Raw genomic sequence first — 20,075 nt, 5'->3', positions numbered from 1 at the left:
GCGCGCGTCCCCCTCCGGGGGAACGACGCACGACCCTACGGGTCGTAAAGACGATAAAGCCCTACGGGCTTTTAAACAATCCCTCCGGGATTGTTTATGAATTCCTCCGGAATTCAAAAGGCGGGTGGGAGGTTGGGCGGGTCCCTGCGCTCCGCTCCGGGACCGGTGGTGACGGGTCGTCGGGTGGTGCTCCTTCCGGCTCCGCCTGCAGGAGAGGCCCGCTGCGCGGGGGCTGGTTACAGGAGGGGGCGGTTGGGGCGGCCGGGCCGGACCCTGACCCTGCATCACCACCGGCACCCGTGTACACATTGGGAATCTCCCCCACCCCCGTCCGCAGCGAACCTCAGTTTCTGCATCACACTTTGAGCCCGTGTAGAGATTGGGAATCTGCGCCACCCCCGCCCGGGTCTGAAAGGGTCTGCATGATGCCGACTTGAATAGGCAACGTGAAACACGGTCAGTGAGGTCTCTTTCCGGGGAGGATGAACTCACATCGACGAAGGGAATTCATATGTTGATTTCTGTGATCGTGGTTCTCGGGACGCTTGCCGGATCGTTCGTTACGGGCGTTCTCCAGTATTTCACTCAACGGGCGCAGCGTGCCGCTGGGGAAATTTCTGAGCGCCGTACGGCGGGTCTGGATGCGGTAGTGGCTTTATCGGCTGCGTTGGCGGATCACCGGCGGGCAATGGTCGTCCGGGAGGAAATCCGGTTGGCCGGCGGGGACTGGGGCGCGGCCCGTGCGGAGAGTCACGCGACCCGGTCCGCGGTGACCGGTCCACTCCTTCGAGTGCGTCTCCTGCTGCCCGAGCTGGCCGACACGGCGCAGCACGCCGTACAGGCCGCGCACGACATGCGGGCCGCCGACAGCACGACAGCGGTCCAGGAGGCGCGAGAACGGGCGATCGCCACGGCGGACGACCTGGTCACCGCCGCAGGGGGCCGCACTCGCCGGATGAACACCACCCCCGTAGGGCGCGGGGAGTACAAGGTCCCGCCGACCCGGGCCCTGGAGCGGGAAGGACCATCCCCGCAGGGCGGGGAGCACACGTCGCCGGTCTCGATCGGCTGCGGTCGATCAGTTGGCGGATAGGGAAGGGTCAGTTGGGGGCACACAATCCGGATTCGGCGAGTGCCTCCCTGATGAGTTGTTTCAGGTACTCCGGACTGGGCGGGTCACCGGGTTCGCCATTGGGGCCGCGGCGGCCGCGGGGTCCTGCGGCGCCTTCGGGGCCCACGTCGCCCCTGGGTCCCTGGGGCCCCCGAGGCCCGGCCGGTCCTTCCCGGCCGTCGGCTCCGGGCAGCCCGTGGATGCCCGGTTTACCGTCCCTGCCGTCCCTGCCGGGCTGGCCTTCGGAGCCCTTGGTCCCAGCGGGGCCCTCGGGGCCGGGCGGGCCGCTCGCACCGCCTGGGCCCGCGACCCCTTCGGCGCCGCGCGGCCCCTGCGGGCCGGCCTGACCTTCGGGTCCGGTCATCCCTGCGGGACCGGCAGGCCCAGCAGGCCCAGCGGGGCCCGTGCAGCCTGTGCGTCCTCCAGGGCCCTGGGGTCCTGGAGGGCCCTGGGGTCCTGGAGGACCGTTCTCGCAGGGTGGCGGGCCGCATGTCGCGTCGTGGCCGTCGAGAACCGCGGCGCGAGGGCCCTCGGGTGCGCTCTGCGCGGGTAGTGGTGCTTCTGGGGAAGTGGACGCTGCGGCCATGCCGCCTCCTGAGATTCTTCGCACCCGTGCGTGCGCCGGGTGGAATTCGCCCCGCCTTGAGAAGCGACGGGCGACTGAAACGGGAGCGGAGAGCGAGCAGCCATTCAGCCGGTTCAGAACAGGACCGCAATGGCCACTTATTTTCCCGCTCATTCGTAAGCATCCCCTGACCGCCTATTGGAGTAACCACACGCAAGAGCGAGCTTATTCAGAGGGCGGCGAAGCGCAATACGGCTCAAAGAATAAAATCACCATGCGCCCCTCTAAGATTTCGAGCACCGTGCAGGCGTACGGAGAAATACCCGCCGATCGCCGGTCCCTGGATGGCACCGCAGATTCAGCATTGCTTCGCCGGTACAGGGCTTCGTCGTCAGCTCGGCCCGGTCCCGGCCGCCAGGAGGACCGGCCCGGCCCCGGGGCGGTGCAGAAGAACGTGGTCGGCGGGGACTGGAGCGCGGCTCGTACCGAGAGCCACGCGACCCGGTCCGCGGTGACCGGCCCACTCCTACGAGTACGTCTCCTGCTGCCCGAGCTGGACGGGGCGAAACAGTACGCCGTCCAGGCCACGTGGCCGCGTGAGGGGGACGTCCTGAGCCCTGTCGGTGGGTGAACGGCCCTGGTGCAGGTGCTGTGCTGCCACCGGCACCAGGGCTGTGCGGCTCTCCGCTCCCGCCGGGGTGGGAGCCGTGCCTCCGGGGTTCGGGCGGCTCCGGCTGGCGGGGCGGGGTAACCCTGCATCAGGTGCCCGGTCGGGTGTGATCACGGACCGGGAGGGGGGTGGTGCTTGTGGTGGGGGCGGGTGAGTGGTTGCGTGAAAGGGGCTGGTTCCCGGCAGTTGCGATGCCGGGAACCAGCCCCTTTTTTTGGTGTGCTGCCGGCTAGTAGCGGGCGGCTGTGTAGTCGATGTTGGTGATCTCGGCTTCGAGGTCCTGGGTGCGTGCGCCGCCGGTCTGATTGTTGGTCTGGAAGTACAGCATTTGCGCGTGGGGAGTTTCTGGAGCGTCAGTGAATGGGGTTGCTGGTTTCAGATTGCCCATTGGCTGGGATTGGCTGGTTGTCGGTAGATTTCTGTTGACGGTTTCTGCATGTCTCTGTGATGGTCGGAGGCAGGTTCTACGAGACAGGAGCGATCTTGCGGAAATTCACGCGTGTGTTGGTGGGTGCGGGGGCTGCGGTCGGAGTGGTGGCTATGACCGCGTCGCCCGTGCAGGCCAGTGCCAGCAAGGTGGTGTACACGAAGCTTTGCAATTGGTGCTCGGCGGACGGGTGGGGCACGTTCATGGCGGACCCTGTCCGTCTGGCTCCCGGTGATTCCCTCAGGGCCTGCGATATCAGGTCCGATGGGTGGGGTATCAAGGCGTGGCTGTATTACAAGGGTAAGGTCGTTCGCACAGCCAGCACTGAAGGCCACCGTGCGAAATATTGCACATCGTGGAAAGGGGGGAACCTTAAGGAAGAAGTAACGGTCGGGATCAAGGTATGCAAGGTGAAAGGTTCTTCCAAGAAGGATTGCTTCTATGGGGAAGGCCAGACTTGAATTCCTCACGCAGTCCCCGCTAGCTGTTCGTGATGTGCGAACGAAGGGCGGGTCCCCGGCATCGCAACTGCCGGGGACCCGCCCTCCTTTGTTTCGTGGTTGGTGGTAGGTCAGTAGCGGGCGGCGATGTAGTCGATGTTGGTGATTTCGACTTCGAGGTCCTGGGCGCGGGCGCCGCCGGTCTGGCTGTCGGTCTGGAAGTAGAGAGTCTGGGCGGCTTCGGCCAGGACCTCGTTGGGGTTCTCGCCGTTGGTCCCGGCCTGAGCGTCGAACAGCCTCGTCGCGTACTCCGGGGGAGGTGGAGGGTGAGGAGGCGCAGGCGCATTTCGTCGGTGGTGCCGACGGGGCCCGGTAGCCGAATTGGGCGCGGAAGTGCATCGTACTGGCGTGCGGGTGGGATCCCGAACGGCCGGGGTCTACCGGTCGTGTTCCTGTCGTTGTGCGGGGACGGTCTGTTGGTGGGCGGTGTGTTCCTGGTCTATGGCGCGCTGCAAGTGCCAGAGGGTGACTGCGGGGAGGAGGCCGCCGAGTCGGGCGGCTGCCCGGAGGTTTTCGACGGCACCGGCCAGGAGGGTCCTTGTGGTGTGCCCGGGGGTGCCGGGGTGGTCGGGGGTGTTGGTGGCGGCGGTTTCGAGGAGGTCGGCGAGTTCGGTGATGCCGGGGTCGTCGGGTACGTGTCCGCCCCAGCGTGCGGCTGCTTCGGCGAGGTGGGTGACACGGCGGCCGTGTCCGGCTGCCAGGCGTGAGGAGAGTTCCCGGTTGATCACAGGGGCATCGTCTCCCGGATCACGGTCGCCATGCCACAACAAGCCGCATAAGTGCGGTCGTTGGGCCCGGGCGGGGCCGGCCGGGGGTTATCGTCCGCGTCCCTGGCGGGGTGCGGGGGCGGTGTTCCGGCGGTGTGCGGGTGCGGCGGGTTCGGTGGGTGCGGGCTGCTTGGGTGCGGCCGTGTCCGGGGTGGTGGAGCGGGAGCGGGCTGCGGTGGTGGAGACGCGGGGGCCGGTGGGCAGGGGTTGGTCGAGTGGTGTGGTGAGGGCGTGGTGGGTGGCGAGGAGGAGGCGGGGGGTGATGTCGGAGGGCGGGCCGGTGCGCCAGGTGGCGGTGTCGGGTGCGATGCGGGCGAGGTGTTCGGCGAAGGGCAGGTTCTGCTGGTCCATGTGGTGCATGCGGTGGGCGAGGACGGGCCACTGACGGGAGCTCACCAGGAATGCCGCCTCCTGTTGGGGGAGGGTCTCGTTGACCCGGGTCACCAGAAGGCGGTGAGCAGCGGGGGTGACGCCGAGCTGGTTAAGGGCGCGGGCCCGGTCGCCGAGGTCGAGGTCGCGGGGGATGTCCAGGCCTTCGGTCAGCGGGCCCCAGAGGTTCTTCGCGTCGGCGCTCACCGCGGGGGCGGCCCGGGGGTCGGGCTTCTGCGCCGTGGCGGGAGCGGGCGGCGGGGCGGCCGGAGCAGGAGCGGCGGGCGGAACCGGGGCGGGTGTGCGCGCGGACGCGGGCGGAGTCGGCGCGGCGGCCGGAGCGGGAGCTGCGGGCGCGGCGGGCTGCGGTGTGGTGGCGGCCGGCGCAGCAGGGGCCGGAGCAGGAGCGGGCGCGGCGGCTGGAGCAGGAGCGGCGGGAGCGGGTGGAGCCGCAGTGGGAACGGGAGCAGCCGGACCTGGAGCGGGAGCGGCGGCGGAGGGCGGGGCGGGGTTGGTGGCCGGTGTCGGGGTGGCGGCGGCGGCGATGGCCTGGTCGACGCCGAGGCCTGCGGCGTGGGCGTGGTTGAGGATGCGGGCGACGTCGACGCCCTGGTCGTGGAGGCGGCCCATGTGGGCGGCGATGTCGGGCCAGGCCGGGGAGGCGAGGATCGCGTCCCGGACGAGGCCTTCGGGGATGGTCGTGCGCAGGAGGTTGGCCCAGCGGTCGGTGTCCTCCGCCTTCGTGCGGAAGATGTTCTTCGCGACGGCCCGCTCGACGCCGGAGGCCATGGTGCCGAGGTTCGGGAGGAACGTCGTGAGGTCGACGCCGGCGTGGCTGAGGGAGATGAGCTGGCGGGCCGTCACCGGCCAGTCCTCGCTGGCGGTGAGGTGGTCGAGGAGGGGGGCGGGGAGGTGCTTGCCGAGTTCGTCGGCGGACCACCAGGACTCCGCGACCTGCCCGAGGTCCTGGTCGAGTTCCTGTTCCTTGCCGTGGTGGTGTTTCTGGGAGGCGCGGCGGACCGCGTCCGCGATCGTGAGGATCAGCCGGATGGACATCGCCGCGGCCTGCGCCGCCTCGGACAGGGCCTCGGAGAACGGCTCACCCGGCAGCTGAGCAGGTGCGGGGGTGGTCATGGTGGCGGGTCTCCTTCGTACGGTCAGCGCGAACGCCCCGGGTGCGGGCCCGGCCCGTTGGCGTGCCGGGGCGGTACTCCGGTAACGGGCGGGGGCGGGGCGGGGCCACGCTCCGGGGCGGGTGTCACCCGTACGGTGCGCGGGGAGGTCCGGGGTGCCGGGCGGGGTGTCGTGGTGCGGGCGCCGGTGGTGGTGAGGTCGGCGGCTTCGCGGAGCAGGACGGCGGCTTGGGCGGCGGCTGTTGTCTGGGCGCGGTGGTGTTGTGCGCGGTGCCAGGCGGCCGCTGCTTCGACGGCTTCGGTGAGGGCGAGCAGGAGGTTGAGGACGGCGGGTGCGCCGCCGCCGCGGGCTGTTCTGGGTGCGTGTTCCAGGGCGCGGGTGGCGGCTTTGAAGTGGGTGCGGGCGGTGGTGTCGAGGGTGCGGGCGCCGGGGGCTCGGGAGGCCTGCTCGAACCGGGTGGCCGCGGCGCGGACCTTGTCGCGGACGGTGGCCGGGGAGACGGTGGCGGTGACGGTGAGGAGGTCGCCGAGGGCGGCGACGTCGCCCGCGCCCTGCGTGCGGCCGGCGCGGGCGAGGAGGGCTGCTGCTTCGCGGATGCGGGTGTGTGCGCGGGTGATGTCGGCGGGGGTGAGGGTGGGTTCGTAGCGTTCGCGGATGCGGGGCAGGGAGAGGTCGTAGGCGAGGGTCCGGCCGGAGAACCAGACGGGGCGTGAGCCGTGGTCGGCGCGGTCGCCGGGGAGCGCGACCGCGTACCCGTCGATGGTGCCGGTGGTCGCGTCGTGGTGTTCGCGGACGCGGAGGCCGGCGTCGCGGAGCCGGTTGAGGAAATCGGTGTCGTCGGTGGCGAGGGCGGCGGCTTCCCGGACCGCGCGCTGGAGGGATGCGCGGGCTGTCTCCTCAAGGCCGCGGCGGGTGGCTTTCTCCTTCTCGCCGGTGGCCGGTGCGCGGCGCGCGGTTTCGTCGAGCGGTGACATCGGCTCCAGGCCCCACGCGGTCTCGAAGTTACGGGCGGCGGTGTGCATGCGGTGGATGTCGCCGCGGATGCGGGGGCCGCGGCCGTCTCTGCGGGCGAGGGTCGCAACGAGGTGGATGTGGTCGGGTGCGTGACGCACCGCCACCCACCGGCAGGCGTGTTCATCATCGTGGGGGGCGATCCCGGCGACGGCCACCATCTCGGCAGCGACCCTCGCCCACTCCTCGTCGGTGAGGGTGCGGTCGGTGGGGGCGTTACGGACCGAGGCGTGCCACACGTGCTCGGCCGGCTTCGGTCCGCGCAGGGCGTCGACCGGAGCGTCGAGCAGCAGTCCGAGAGCGGACAGGGTCATGCGGCCGGGGGTGCGCGCGGGGCACGGCAGAGCGGGGTCCCACGCGGCGACGAGGTGGGGGTCGGTGTGCTCGTCCCGGTCCCCGGGGCCGAAGAGGTAGGCGAGGAGACCCGCGGTGTCCGCGCCCTGCTCCCCCTTCTTCGGCATCACGACCGTGGGCGCCTCTCCCGCATCACCTGGACCGTCGCCTCATCCACCCTGCGGACCGCGCTCAACGCCGCCTCCACCACCACCCGGACCTTCTCGGGCAGCACAGGCGCGGCGGCGTTCGGCAGGGCGGCACAAGGGCGGTCGGCGGGTGTGCCGAGGTCGACCGGGAACGGCGCCGTGGGGGTGGTCAGCGCGCGGAGGGCGGTCAGGGTTTCCTGGAGGTGGGCCCGGGAGCGGATCAGCTCGCGCAGCACGTCGCCGGTATCGGCGGAGACGGGGATCAGGGTGTGCTGCGCGACCGCCATCAGCTGGCGTCCCGCCCACGCGGCGGGGGCCATCTGTTCGCGGCCGGCGGCGGTACGGACGACCTCCAGTTCGGCGTCGTCGAAGGAGACGTAGAAGCGGTGCTTCCGGCGGTGGCCGGTCTGGCGTTCACGTCGCTGGCCGCTCGGGTTCCCGGTCGTGTCGACGGTCATCAGGATTGTCCTTTCGTTTTTGGTTCTTGTGACCGCCCGGACTTTCCCGGGATGGCGGCTATTGCCCCCATTACGCACTAACTGGCTCCCCCTTTCTAATGCGTGAAAAAAATGGTTCACGCATTCCCGCTGGCAGGCACTTCCGGGTCCGGGAACACCACCGCCGCCGCACCACCAGCGCACCCGCCGGACAGCCACCCCACCACCACCACCGCCGCCGCCGCGACCCGGGCCGCCACACCACCCCCCGGAAGAGACACCCCCCCCCGGGGGGGGGGGGGGGGGGGGGGGGGGGGGGCCACCCCCCCCCCCCCCCCCCCCCCCCCCCCCCCCCCCCCCCCCCCCCCCCCCCCCCCCCCCCCCCCCCCCCCCCCCGCCCGGGGGGGGGGGGACACACCCGCACCACCCCCGCACCACACCCACCCCCGCACCACCCCACACACCCACAACGAAGCGACGCCCGCCCACTGGTTGAACCCCCGCCACGCAGCTGCGGGGCCACCGGCCCACATGGGGCACGACCCGCTCGGCGACCGGGTCGGCGGCGCGCACCGGGAGCCCCGAAACGGGCCTCGTGACGGACAACGACCGGACGCCTCTGCCAGGCACGCGGCGGGCGCCCAGACCTCGACCCGCCGTCGCGTCCCGCACCGCCGTTGAGACTGCCGCCGCAGGCGCTCCGGACAGCCCGGTCAGACAACTCAGAAGCACCGGCACGGGGCGACGCAACAGGGTGCACGCGTGCCCCTCTCCCTCGTGGCCGACACCGGACTGAACGTGTGGACACTGGCCTCGGTCCTGACCGCGCGGACGGCTGATCCGGGCGTGCCGGCGCATCGCCCCGTGCGTGCGCACGGCTGCGGCACGCACCCGTTCGACAAGCCCTCCTGGGAGCACAAGTAGACGGCCAGGAAGTACGTCACCGACGTCGGTGACGACGAGTCCGGCAGCGTCCTCGATGACGCCGGGCTGACGGTGCGAACCTGTCCGCATGACGGCAGTCTCGGGGGCCCTGTTGAACCGCGCCACATAGCTGCGGGACCACCGAGGCACCTGGCGCACAACAGCTCGGCCACGGGGCGGCGGCGCGCACCGGGACGCCCCGAAACGGGCCTCGTGACGGACAACGACCGGACGCCTCTGCCAGGTACGCGACGGGCCAGCGAACCACGACCCGCCGTCGCGCCCTGCACCGCCGTTGAGGCTGCCACGGCCGGCACTCCGCAGAGGCCGCCACTCAGCTCCGGAACATCGGGGGATCCGGTGCAGTGGCGCATCGCGCCGTATGTCCACCGCGGCTACGGCAGTGCTGCTGTAATCCGAACAGCATGCGTCGGCCTGTTGCTATGTTGCGGTGCCCGATCCCTGCTGTTCTGCTGAGATCGCGCTTCGACGATGGTTATACGAGGGGGCACTGTTTTGGGCAGTTCGGCAGACTCGCAGCGCAATGGCGACGGCACCTCGCAGCGGCCTCCAATACCCGAGGGAACGCCTGCCCCGCCAACGGTTCCAGTGCCACCGGTTCCTCCGGCACCTCCGGTCCCCGCCGCGCCGCCGGACTCTCGCCTTCAGCGGGTGCGCCGACGGTACCGGGGCACGTCGACGACCGACAAGATCGCGCTGTGGGCCCTGGTGGTCACCGCGATCGGTCTTGCCTCGCCGGCAGTCGTCTCCGCCTGGCAGAAAGTCTTTCCCGCGGACTCCGCGACGCTGCTCGTCGAGCCGAACGAGCAGGCGTGCCTGAACCGCTGGTACGTCCCCAGCAGTGATGCCTCGGCCAGCAGCCAGGTGGACCGGGCGACTACTGATCAGCTCGTGCAGTGGGCACGGGGAGGGCGAGCCGTTCACGCCGGGATGCTGGAGGCTGCCGTGACCGTGCACGGCGACACCGGCTCGTCGGTCGAAGTCCGCGACATCTCGGTCACGGTGACGCGCCGGGAGAAGGCCGCACCGGGCACTGTCACGGGCCCGCTCGGATGCGGAGCCGGACCCGATGAACCCTCCTATCTCGCCGTGGATCTGGACACCCTCCCGCTGAACCAGCCGGTTCCCGCCGCGTATCTCCTGCGGAGCCCTCAGCAGAAGGCAGCCCGTCAGCTCGAAGCGGACCAGGGCCAGTCCGTGAGCCTGCCCCACACCGTCGACGAAGGCGATTTCTACTCGCTCTTCCTCATCGGGCGCACCGAGCGCTACGACACCCGCTGGAAGGCCACCATCACCTGGTGGGACGGAAAGGACATCCACCGCCGCACCCTCTCCGGCCGGGACGGCAAAGACCTCCGAGTCGTCCCCACCGGCGACAACCGGTCCGGCTGACACGGGCACCCTGCCAAGGCATGATCGAACCATCGGACCGGCGGCCACTCCTCGCCGGCCCGACCACCACACCCGGCAGTGTCCCGACAGCTGGGCCCCTGACGGCGTGCTCCCACCGCCCGGCTTTGCCCGGCCGTCTCGGCCTTCCCTCTGGGGGGCGTGGCGGCTGTGCCGGCTCGGGGTTCTCCAGGAGAACCGCAGGTTGATGCGGTAGAGGGCGGTCTGACCCGGGCTCGTCATCCGCGCGGTTCGGCGTACTGGGTGTTGCCGGTGAGGGCTGCGGGGTAGCGCGCAGCGTCTAGGACTACTGCGCAAGTCGAACGCCCGCAGTTATCTGGGTAGCGGTGATGAAGTCGTGCAAAATCGCTGTTCAGGACGCTGCAGATGCGTCCGGAAGGAGCGTCGGCTCGATCAACGCCCACAACTCGTCGTCCGCGATCCACGGTCGAGTATCCACTTTTGTTCGGCGGCCTCGACCAGCTCGTTCACCAGCTTCGTGGCGAGCGTGCAGCGGACGCGGTAAAGGCCCACTCATCACATTGCTCACGCCCGCTCAGGGCATCTCGACAAGACCGTGTCACGGGCTTCCACCATGGGTGTTGCACCGGAGTGCTGGCCTTTGGGGTCGGGCCGTGGTCTCGGACGTAGACAGTGATACGCGCTCCGTTGACCCGCGTTGTTGCGTACTCGCGGAAATGGTGCCGCAAGGTGTCTGTTTTCGCCTTCTCCTGTGGATCGGAGAGAGAGCCTGCGCGCGCCACGCGGACCGTGACGATCCGGTGGAACTGCATCATGCGTGCCGCGATATCGCGGGCGGGAAGCTCGACACCGGCGAGCGTATTCGACTCAACGGGGCCCTGCGCCAGCGCGAGATCTGTTAGGTGGAGAGTGTCCCCGGGGTAGGTCGCGGCCAGGATTCTGTGTCGGCCGGCGAGGTAGACCAGCCCGTCCCCAGGGCGGCCTTGCTCCAGCACAGCGGCGCCGATGGCGGTGGCGTCATTGCTCCGGCTCTGTGGAGTTCTGAGTGAAAGGCTCGACGGAACGAGCGCGGCCAGGGCCGCGACCGCCGCGATGGACACGGTCGGGATGTATCGCGGTAGTCGGCAGACATGGTCCAGCCAGACACCCAGCAGCACGGCGATCCCGATGTCGCTGAAAAGTACGTAGCGGTCGACGAAGATCGGCTTGATCAGAGAGGCGGTCAGCAGTAGTGCACCCGGGAGAACGAGGATCGGCACGGCCAGCGCGGCGGCGCTGACGGGCCCCCTGCTCCGCAGCGGGGCACGCGCGCAAAGGATCCCCACCACCACCGCGACGAGTAGGGGGTAGGGACGTACCGGGCCGCCGATCCAGGACACCTGCTCCGACTGCCCCGCACTGACGACGACGAGCGGCAACAGCCCGATCACCACCCCTGCGGCGGTGACGCCCCATGCCCTCAGCACTCGTTTCGGGGTGCGGGAGACGATCAGCGTCACACCGTGCGCGGCCAAGGCGAGCACCGCGAACTCGTGGAGCAGGCATGCCAGCAGCATGGTGAGGCCGTACGCTGCCCAGCGCCATCGGCCACGCCGCGAAACGTTGGCCACCAACGCGCACGAGGCCCAGGCGATCAGTGCGCAGACCAGGGCGTAAGACCGGCCCTCCTGCGCGTATTTCTGTACCTGGGGCAGCAGCGCGAACACCAGCCCGGCCAGGAGCCCAGCGCGGGGTCCCGCCAGGCGCAGTCCGAGAAGTCCCACTCCGCTCGCCGCGGCGGCCATGGCCAGCACGGACGGCAGTCGCAAGGACAGCAGCCCGGCACCGAAGAGATCGAAGATCACGTGCATCACGGCGTAGTGCAGGGCGTGGACCAGGTCGACGTGCTGGACTGTGTGCCATATCTGGGACGGCTCGCGTTGCGCGAGCTGGTAGGTGACGGCCTCGTCCCCCCACATGGTGTTCTGTCTGCGGATGCCCCACAGCCCCATGACCAAGGCGAGCGAGGCGGGTAAGACGGCGGCCAGGGCCTTGAGCCGCGCGGAGGGCCGGTGTGCGCAGGGCGGCGGAGCCGGATCCGACCCGGTGGCGGCGGGAGCGCGTACGTCGATGGACATCGGCGGCGGGACCTTTCGGCGGCGGGAGGAGCCGCCACTGTGCCAGGCCCCAGGTGACCGGTTGCTGACCCAACCTGACCGGCCGATCAGGAACTTTGCGGATGCTGTGCGAGGCTGCACGGCATGCGCATCCTGGTGGTCGAAGACGAGGTGGACCTCGCCCGGACCTTGCACACCGGTCTGACCGCCGAGGGCTACAGCGTCGACCTGGCCTATGACGGCCGGCAGGGGCTGTGGATGGCCAGGACCGGTGAGTACGCCGTGGTCGTCCTGGACTTGATGTTGCCCGGCCTCAACGGCTACAAGGTCTGCGCCCAGTTGCGAAGCGAGGGCGACGCGACTCCGATCCTGGTGCTCACCGCGAAGGACGGTGAGTGGGATCAGGCGGAGGCTCTGGACACGGGTGCCGATGACTACCTGGCCAAGCCCTTCTCGTACCTCGTGCTGGTCGCACGGCTGCGGGCCCTGGTCAGGCGAGCCGCCGCCGTCGCCCCACCCGTCCTCGCCGTGGGCGACCTCTCGCTGGACGTCGCCGCGCGCATCTGCCGCCGGGCCGGAGCGCGGGTGGACCTCACTCCCAGGGAGTTCTCGGTGCTGGAACTGCTGGCCCGCCGGGCGGGGCAGGCCGTTTCCAAGGCGGATCTGCTGTATCACGCGTGGCCCGATGACGCCTTGGACCCGAATCTGGTGGAGTCGCGCGTCAGCGTGCTGCGCAAGAAGGTGGACGCGGCGTTCAGCCGGCAGTCCCTGCAGACCGTGCGAGGCATCGGCTACCGCCTGGTGGACGACCGTGAACACGGCTGAGCCACGGCGCCGCTGGTGGCCCCGCGCCGTGCGGACCCGCACCGCCCTGGCCGTCGCCTCGACCGCCGCCGCCATCCTGGTCGCCATCGGCTGGTGGCTGCACCGCGACGTCCACCGCCAGAGCACCCAGATCGCCCTGGACCAGACTGAAGCCCCTCTCCTCGCACTCGCCGACCAACTGCGTGAGGGCAAGATTCCCAGCCGCAGAAGCGCCATACCATACGAAGTCGTCGCAACTGGCCGCAGCACAGCCGTCGCCTCCGGCGGAGGAATGGACGTCTTCGCCCCGGCCTCCCCCCATGTTCTGCCCGCCCCGCCCCGGCTCTCCGAGCCACTCGTTACCGATTCGGGCTGGTACTACGAGCAGCGCACCGTCCGCATTCCAGAGCGCCGGACCGAGCCCGCGGGCAGGTTCGACATGGGCGGTGGCACCTACGCAGTCCTGTCCACCGACATCTGGGCCGGTGAACTCAGCAGTACCGGGGCCGCGAACCTGGGCGTCTCCCCGGACGCCACGCTGCGAGTCCATATGGTGGTGCTCCCACACACGACCAATGCGATCACCGACAGCGTGAATTCCCTGCTGCTGCGAGCCGGACTCGTGAGCCTGGTGCTGATCTCGGCCGTCACCTATTTCACCGTGCGCATCGCTCTGCGACCGGTCGAAGCGATTCGCGTCGCCACCGCCTCCGTGACCCCGGGTGACCCCCGCGAACGTGTCTCCGTTCCCGCTACAGGACACGAGATCACCGCCCTGGCCACCACCATCAACAGCACCCTGCAACGCCTCGACGACGCCGCAGCCCAGCAGCGACGCTTCATCGCGGACGCGGCACACGAACTGCGCAGCCCGCTCACCACCCTGCTGACCAGCCTGGAAGTAGCCCTCGCCTACCCGGAACGCACCGACTGGCCCACTGCGGTCACTACCGCCGCACGGCAGACCAGACGGCTGCAGGCCCTCGCCGAGGACCTGCTGCTCCTCGCCCGCCTCGACGCCCGGGCGCCGACGGCCGACCGCGGGCCGATCGACCTGGCGGCTCTCGTCTCCCAGCTGGCCGAACGGCAGGAACAGCCTCCCGACCGCCCGGTGACGTTCACCACGGACACCACCGGACCCGCTTACGTGCACGGCAGGCCCGACGACTACGAGCGACTGCTGCGGAACCTCGTCGACAACGCCACCCGCCACGCCGCGAGCCGAGTAAAGGTCACCGTGCAAAGCCAGGACCAGCAGATCATCCTGTCCGTCCACGACGACGGGCTGGGCGTACCCGCCGAGAACGCCGAACGCGTCTTCGAACGCTTCGTCCGGCTCGACGACGCCCGCTCCCGCGACCGCGGGGGCACTGGCCTGGGCCTCCCCATCGCACGCGAACTCGCCCACCACCACCGAGGCACCCTCGTACTCGTCCCCTCGGACAGGGGCGCATGCTTCCGACTGCGCCTTCCCCACGCACCGCCTCCGGCCAAGGAATGACGCACCTCGCCTGCACCCTGACCCGCTGGAGACGCCTCAAGAAGGCCGATCATGATCGTGTTGCGTGCTCTCAGCTTGTTCGTTATCCACCAAGATCGGGTCAGCCCGGCCGACGCGGTGTACCGTCCGCAAGGCAACAAGCCATCTCAGGCGTCTGCTCCGGGATCTAGGACACCTTGGGACCGGACCAGGGCACCCAGGCCGGGACGTCGAACGAACCGGCAATGTCCGGCAGGTCTCCGGCGGCCGTGTCAGCGGCGTCTGCGGCCAGGTACTCCACGCCAGTCCCTCGCGCTGCCGGGCGTGCTCCACCATGGCGGAGAAGAAACCTGCCGCGGGATGATCGTGCGGTCTGCGTCGGACGCGTTGTCGATCTTGCTCTGACAAGGATCGTTGGTGAGAATCCCCGGCGCGATTGCACGGGTTTCCAGCGCCCGTGCTGGTGGTTCACGCACGGAGGCTTGGCGAGTGATACAGGGATTCCGGGCTGTCGGGGACGGGGGTGTACTGCGTGGAGTTGTGCCGCCGGTGGCGGCCGGACCTGCTGATGTCGTCTGCCGGGGCCTGCGGTGCCAGTCGCCCTTCTCCCGCAAGGATCTGTGCTCGTACGAGCAGATCCTGGGAGTGCAGGCCGAGCTCTTCGGCAACAGCCTGCAGATCCAGGCCTGACTGCCAACTCCACTGCAACACGGAGTCCATCCCGGCCGTCCAGCTGACCGCCGCATCCGGAGCAGCATTCTCCGCGACAAGCAAAGGGACTGGAAGAACGGCTTCCGGGCGCGGATGGGGAACAGAGGCGCCAACGGCTTCCATGCCTGGTTGCTTTCCGAAATCAGGGATGGGCGCAGCCACCTGGAGGGACGCCTCGGGGGGAGGGCTGAGCAACTGGTCAGCGACGGTACGGGCGTCCTCCTTGCCAACCGTACGGCGCGCAACACGTACCTCGCGCTCATTCAGCCCCATCAAACCGGCCACAGCCACGTCACTGCCGACCGTCACGGCCAAGGCAGCCAGCACTCTCGTGCGCCTGGCCAGCGCTTCGTCCATTACCGCCTGCGCTTCACGCACCCTGTCATCCGTACTGCAGAACGCCTCGGCCAACAGCGCGTTACGTTCCCAAAGTTCACGTGAATCCACGCAGGCACCAACGCTTCCGCGCCGTTCACGACACCCCGTTACCGCCACATCACCTGAAGGGCCCACCAGCAGACCAAGATCTCAACTGATCACAACAACCGACCATCGGACGTCAAGTAGCCGTTCGACCGGCAGGCCCGACACCACCGCCCCATTCGTTTGGTTCGCCTGCGGGAGCAGAGAAACAGCGGCCTGCACTCCCTGATTCACACGGGCGCACGCCCTCTTGCTCCTATGCGGCGCCTTTTGAACCGACTGCGGCAAGATCAAATCCGGGGTTCTGCCGCACACCCCTGTCCCGCTCATGCCGTCGGGGCTGCCTCGGGCGTGCACAACACGCGCCTCCCGGGAGCTCCCCCCGAGCTCCCGATCCGGCGCGGTGAGGAAGAACGCGTGTTGGGCTGCTTTTCCCTGGGTCACGCTTTCCGCCGACTGTGACCACGATCGTGAGCGGACCTGTGACCGAGCCGCTGTCTCGTCCCGAGTGGAACTAAAAGAGTGAGGTCGCTTGGCCGGTAGCGACGTGGAGGTCCCGGACCTTTCCCGGCCGGGACCCACACAGGCTGGCGAGCGGTGGGGTCAGTTCGGCTGGTCGCCGGTGTAGCGGTAGATGTCGCCGTTCTTGTTGACGTGCCAGGCGGTGCCGTCCGCGCCGGCGGCGATGTCGGTGGCGGTGCCGGGAATGTTGATCCACGGGCTGGCGTCGTTGTTGGTGTACCGGTAGATGGCTCCGGCCGCGTTGACGCCCCACACGTTGGTCCGGGAGCCCACCGCGATGCGGCTGAGGCCGCCGGTGATGTTTTTCCACGGATTCGCGCTGTCCTGGTCCCCGGTGTACCGGAAGATCTGGGAGCCGCTGTTGACGCCCCACACCGTGCCGTCGGCCCCGGCACCGATGTCGCTCAGCGCCCCGGGGATCTTGATCCAGGGGTTGGCGTCGTGGTTCGTGTACCGGTAGATGGCGTCGGCGGAGTCGACGCCCCATACGTTCGTCCGGGAGCCGGCGTCGATGCGGACGAGGCTGCCGTTGATGTGGGTCCACGGGTTGGAGGCACCCTGGTCTCCGGCGTACCGGAAGATCTGGTTACCGCCGTTGACGCCCCACACCGTGCCGTCGGCGCCCGCGCCGATGTCGCTCAGCCCTCCGGGGATGTTGAGCCAGGGGTTGGCGTCGTAGTTCGTGTAGCGGTAGATCGCGCTCGCCGCGTTCACACCCCACACCGTCGTCCTGGACCCCGCCGAAATAGCCGAGAGGCCACCCGCGACCTTCACCCAATCCGCCATGCCGAACACCTTCCCTCGAACCGTTGGTGCGGTCATCCTGAGCGGTCGGATAAGGCAATAAGACGTAGGAGCGCTTGCCTTCGTAGCAAACAAGCCGGTAAATCGATGTTTGAACCCGCGTCGACCTGCGGCGCACGGGAGAAAAGCATATCGTCGGCAGATCTTTCGACGGAAATGCCTGTCCTTCTTCCGGGTGATCGACAAAAGCACCAGCCCGTGTGTCTCTCTCGGACGGGCCTACGGTCGGACGGTCCGGCTTCGCAGAGACCGCCGAACGCAGCGCGTGAACGGGTCACTGCCACCGGGGCCGCCATCCGGTGCGACGTGGCTGGCTGCGCGCATGCCGGTGCGCCCCTCATCCCGGGAACAGAGTGGATGCATGGTCGAGCCGGGCCCTGGGCAGTCACGACGCTGTGGTGCGGCCGGAAGCATCCCAGCCGCACGACGGGCACTGTGAACCCTGCGTTGTCCTGCGCGAGGAGTGGCCGCATCCCGCTTAAGGGCCGTGCGGTCACTTGGTCATGCTCGCTGTTCGGGGCGTTGCGAGTCGTGTGGCCTGCTGGTCAGGGGCAGGTGGCCAGGAGGATAAAGAGGACGGTGCAGGTCGCAGATCCGGTGTCGTCGGCTGTGTTGGGGTCGGTGGGTGAGGAGGCGGTGCGGGTGGCGGTGACCTGGACGGGGCCCAGGGACAGGAGCGAGAGCGGGACCCGGAAGGTCCTGTTCACGGCGGTTCCGTTGGCGATGGGACCGTAGGCGCAGGTGACGGTGCCGGGGGTGGTGGTGCATCCGGCGGACAGGTTCGTCGCGGTCGCGCCCGGGGGCAGGGTGGCGGTGAGGGTTGCCGAACTCACAGTGTCGGCGTGCGGAAGGTCGGGCAGGGCGGCGACCACGGCGTGCAGAGCGCGGTTGAACGTCGGCCAGCCACCGCCCCGCAGGACCTCCACCATGGCGTCGACCATGGACAGCAGACCGTCCAGGCCCGCACCGCCGGGGAACGCCTGCACCCGTACACCGTCGGCGCGCAGAGCCGGGACCATGAACGGGCACACCGCCCCGGGCCGCCCCACACCCTCGTGCGGGCGGCAGAGATAGGTCTCGAACCAACCGACTGCTTCCTCGACCGCTTCCACCACCGGCACACCCCCAGCCCTTCCCCGGCACCCCCGGACGAGCACCGCCCGCGCCCAACGACCGGACCGGTACGCCCGATGCGGCCATCGCGAGGCTCGCCTTAGCGGGCTGTTTCGGGGCCGGCCCGGCCCCTGGGCCCGGGCGGCGAGGGCGAGTGGAGCCGCGAGAGCGGCACCGGGCAGAACAGCAGTGGCAATGAGACGACGCACGAGTCCCTCCTGCAGGACACGAGACCACGGAGCCGGAAACCGCCCGGCACCACAGGACCACCGCGCCGCCTGGCAGAGTAGGCAGCGGACGCGCGATCACCTCCAGAAACCCGGTAGCCGTCAGGCACCAGTCCCGCAGCGTCCGCCGGCAAGCGGCGGTCTTGGACGTGCCGTGCCGATCGCGAGTCACGGTCATTCGCCTCGGCCGATCGGGGCGCAGTCCGGGCTCATGGGGTTCGCCACCCAGCGCCCCACGGAGCTGCGCCTCAGCCAAGCCGCCGGAGCACGAACCCTGCTGCGAGCTGAGTTGAGTGCGGCTCAGCGGAGAACGCGCTGCGGTGCCCTTAGCGGAATTCGAGCCTCAGGCTGTGTGCCCTGTGGTCGGATCCGAGGTCCCGGCAGTCGCCGGTAGTGGTCTGGCCGACGCGCACCCACGCTGTGGTCAGATACGGGTCGGGGCTCCACCGGTGGTCGCAACGGCCCTTCACCCGGTACTCACCCGTGCCGGTGGCGCAGTGGCCGTGTGCGAAGCGCTGGTTGCTGCCCGATGTCCAGGTGGTGCAGTTGCCGGGAGCCGCCTGCGCTGCGCCGCTTGAGACACACACCAGACCACCCGCGAGCGTCACCACGCTCATCAGCATCGCGATCTTCTTCATCTGCCCTCATTTCCTCATGCTCCCGACGGAGCGTTCCGGTCGCTGCAGATCACACGGCGAACCGCTTCCCGGTGGATAGCGGCGGTGCTGCCATGGGCAGCACTCCACGCTCCTGGCTTCTGAGCCTGCTCCTGGGCCGCCCGGTTCTCAGGCGGGTCCGAAGAAGAGGCTGCCCGGCGCGTCCGGGTCGTTCAGCAGGAAATACTGGCGGATCGCCTGGAGGAATTCGGGGCGGGAGACCGTGTCGTCGCCGCTGGTGTCCAGAGTCCTGAAGGCCTGCAGGGCGTCGGCTTCTTCAAGGGACCACACGTCGGTCAGGAAGCGGGTGTACTCCTCCCTGCTGATCTCGTTGTCGCCATTGACGTCGATCACGTCGAAGAGCACATGCCCCAGCCCGTCAGCCACGTTGAGCCGGCTCCTGTCGGCGCTCGCCCGACGGACAGCGGCGACGTACTGGTCCCTGCTCAGCCGGTCCCCCTGCACATCCGCGTGCCGTAGCAGCTCCAGCCAGTAGGACCGGAAGAAGGCGTGCAGGGCGCGGGCCCGGCGGTCATCCGGGGTGAGGTGGTAGGCGTCGAGGTACCGGTCGGCGAGCCGCTGGTAGTCCGACCAGTCGAGGTGACCGTCACGGTCGCTGTCCAGGGCGGCGAAAGAACGGCCCACCTTCGTGGCGATGACGTCGGGTGCGGCGGTGCCCATGATGGTGATCCTCTGCGAAGTGTCGAACCGGCGAAAAGATCATCGTCACGTGCCAGGCACCGCTGCATGGCACAGACGGGCCCCAGGTCACCCTTTTAGACGCACCGCCCCCGGCGGCGGTGGCATACACCGTCGTGGCCGGCGGACGATTCGCAGTCCACCACGCGCCCCCTCCCGGGCAGGACGCCCATCCCGGGACTCAGGGGAAGTTCCAAGCCTTCTGCTGGGTTCCCGTACCCCCACGGCGTCGGGCCCGGTGTTGCTCCACGTGGGGATGGGGAACAAGGGTGTGGCAGGAAGACTCCTTTGAGCCTGCCTCCCTCCCTTATCCACGAGGGACCAGACAAGTGACGCTAGGGCTTGACGCGCCCTCCGGACTGTTCGCAGCCGAAGACCCCGACAACGGTCAGTCTGGCCGGACGTTCCGGGTCCGCGGCGGCACCAAGAAGCGCGCATTCCCAAACGGTGCCGGCTTCGGCATCCTTGATGCTTCCCGCCCCCTGGTAGCCGGCCGGGCCGCCGGTGCAGTCGTCCGAGGCCACACGGTTGATGTCATCCACCAGGACGCCCTTACACGTATAGACGGGATCCTGCTCGGCGGCGCCGGCCGGGCCGGTGCCTGTCAGGGCAGCCGCCACGGCGAGAACGACAGCGGCGACAAAGGTGTTCTTGGGGCAGGCAAGCACGTCTTCTCCTGAACTCCAGCAGTGGAAGCGGACGCCCGATTCGAGCACTGCTGGCACGCTCTGACCGCCATTCACCACAACGT

The 20,075-nt window shown here is 69.4% G+C and carries 16 protein-coding genes; 5 read left to right on the top strand and 11 right to left on the bottom strand.

The features are described from left to right. Positions 1-790: 790 nt before the first annotated feature. Entirely contained in the window at positions 791-1,093 is a 303-nt protein-coding gene (locus ACIRJT_RS37155) for a hypothetical protein (protein ID WP_403918572.1), read from the top strand. A gap of 2,557 nt (positions 1,094-3,650) precedes the next feature. Here the strand turns inward: ACIRJT_RS37155 and ACIRJT_RS37150 are convergent. The 4 genes from ACIRJT_RS37150 to ACIRJT_RS37135 form a co-directional block, all read right to left on the bottom strand. Beyond that, positions 3,651-4,001, bottom strand: a complete 351-nt coding sequence (locus ACIRJT_RS37150; protein WP_403918569.1) for a hypothetical protein — start codon at positions 3,999-4,001, stop codon at positions 3,651-3,653. A gap of 87 nt (positions 4,002-4,088) precedes the next feature. Continuing rightward, the gene (locus ACIRJT_RS37145; protein ID WP_403918566.1) at positions 4,089-5,543 is read right to left on the bottom strand and encodes a hypothetical protein; all 1,455 of its coding nucleotides are present in this window, start codon (positions 5,541-5,543) and stop codon (positions 4,089-4,091) included. Between the two features lie 23 nt (positions 5,544-5,566). Next, entirely contained in the window at positions 5,567-7,015 is a 1,449-nt protein-coding gene (locus tag ACIRJT_RS37140) for a mobilization protein (RefSeq protein ID WP_403918564.1), read from the bottom strand. Continuing rightward, the gene (locus ACIRJT_RS37135) at positions 7,015-7,494 is read right to left on the bottom strand and encodes a hypothetical protein (RefSeq protein ID WP_403918562.1); all 480 of its coding nucleotides are present in this window, start codon (positions 7,492-7,494) and stop codon (positions 7,015-7,017) included. The genes ACIRJT_RS37140 and ACIRJT_RS37135 overlap by 1 nt, the downstream gene beginning before the upstream one ends. A gap of 741 nt (positions 7,495-8,235) precedes the next feature. On the opposite strand from ACIRJT_RS37135, the gene ACIRJT_RS37130 reads away from it, so the two are divergent. Further along, positions 8,236-8,397 (top strand): hypothetical protein, encoded by a 162-nt coding sequence (locus ACIRJT_RS37130; protein ID WP_403918560.1) that lies wholly within the window; start codon positions 8,236-8,238, stop codon positions 8,395-8,397. Positions 8,398-9,069: 672 nt separating this feature from the next. After that, the gene (locus tag ACIRJT_RS37125) at positions 9,070-9,810 is read left to right on the top strand and encodes a hypothetical protein (RefSeq protein WP_403918559.1); all 741 of its coding nucleotides are present in this window, start codon (positions 9,070-9,072) and stop codon (positions 9,808-9,810) included. A 485-nt stretch (positions 9,811-10,295) separates the two neighbouring features. Here ACIRJT_RS37125 and ACIRJT_RS37120 read toward each other — a convergent pair whose 3' ends face one another. Beyond that, positions 10,296-11,906: a hypothetical protein gene (locus tag ACIRJT_RS37120; protein ID WP_403918557.1), complete on the bottom strand. Its 1,611-nt coding sequence runs from the start codon at positions 11,904-11,906 to the stop codon at positions 10,296-10,298. A 123-nt stretch (positions 11,907-12,029) separates the two neighbouring features. Between ACIRJT_RS37120 and ACIRJT_RS37115 the strand changes: the two genes are divergently transcribed. After that, positions 12,030-12,710: a response regulator transcription factor gene (locus tag ACIRJT_RS37115; protein WP_403918555.1), complete on the top strand. Its 681-nt coding sequence runs from the start codon at positions 12,030-12,032 to the stop codon at positions 12,708-12,710. After that, positions 12,697-14,190 (top strand): sensor histidine kinase, encoded by a 1,494-nt coding sequence (locus ACIRJT_RS37110; protein WP_403918553.1) that lies wholly within the window; start codon positions 12,697-12,699, stop codon positions 14,188-14,190. Before ACIRJT_RS37115 ends, ACIRJT_RS37110 begins: the two co-directional genes overlap by 14 nt. Positions 14,191-14,637: 447 nt before the next feature. On the opposite strand, the gene ACIRJT_RS37105 is transcribed toward ACIRJT_RS37110, so the two are convergent. The 6 genes from ACIRJT_RS37105 to ACIRJT_RS37080 all read right to left on the bottom strand — a co-directional run bounded on the left by ACIRJT_RS37105 (position 14,638) and on the right by ACIRJT_RS37080 (position 20,049). Next, positions 14,638-15,327, bottom strand: coding sequence for a hypothetical protein (locus ACIRJT_RS37105; protein ID WP_403918551.1), 690 nt, complete (start codon positions 15,325-15,327; stop codon positions 14,638-14,640). Between the two features lie 579 nt (positions 15,328-15,906). Beyond that, positions 15,907-16,611 carry a tectonin domain-containing protein gene (locus tag ACIRJT_RS37100; RefSeq protein ID WP_403918548.1) on the bottom strand — a complete coding sequence of 235 codons (705 nt, stop codon included), beginning with the start codon at positions 16,609-16,611 and terminating at the stop codon, positions 15,907-15,909. A 563-nt stretch (positions 16,612-17,174) separates the two neighbouring features. Next, positions 17,175-17,744 (bottom strand): DUF6875 domain-containing protein, encoded by a 570-nt coding sequence (locus ACIRJT_RS37095; RefSeq protein WP_403918546.1) that lies wholly within the window; start codon positions 17,742-17,744, stop codon positions 17,175-17,177. A gap of 551 nt (positions 17,745-18,295) precedes the next feature. Further along, entirely contained in the window at positions 18,296-18,607 is a 312-nt protein-coding gene (locus ACIRJT_RS37090) for a hypothetical protein (protein ID WP_403918543.1), read from the bottom strand. A 147-nt stretch (positions 18,608-18,754) separates the two neighbouring features. After that, a complete protein-coding gene (locus ACIRJT_RS37085) occupies positions 18,755-19,306 on the bottom strand; it encodes an EF-hand domain-containing protein (protein ID WP_403918540.1) in 552 nt (183 codons plus the stop codon). A 353-nt stretch (positions 19,307-19,659) separates the two neighbouring features. Beyond that, positions 19,660-20,049 carry a hypothetical protein gene (locus ACIRJT_RS37080; RefSeq protein WP_403918537.1) on the bottom strand — a complete coding sequence of 130 codons (390 nt, stop codon included), beginning with the start codon at positions 20,047-20,049 and terminating at the stop codon, positions 19,660-19,662. Positions 20,050-20,075: the final 26 nt, after the last annotated feature.

Origin of the sequence: Streptomyces sp. NPDC102283, assembly GCF_044766265.1 — a bacterium.
GTDB lineage: Bacteria > Actinomycetota > Actinomycetes > Streptomycetales > Streptomycetaceae > Streptomyces.
Note: the sequence above shows the minus strand (reverse complement) of the source record. Positions and strands in the feature narration are given on the sequence as shown.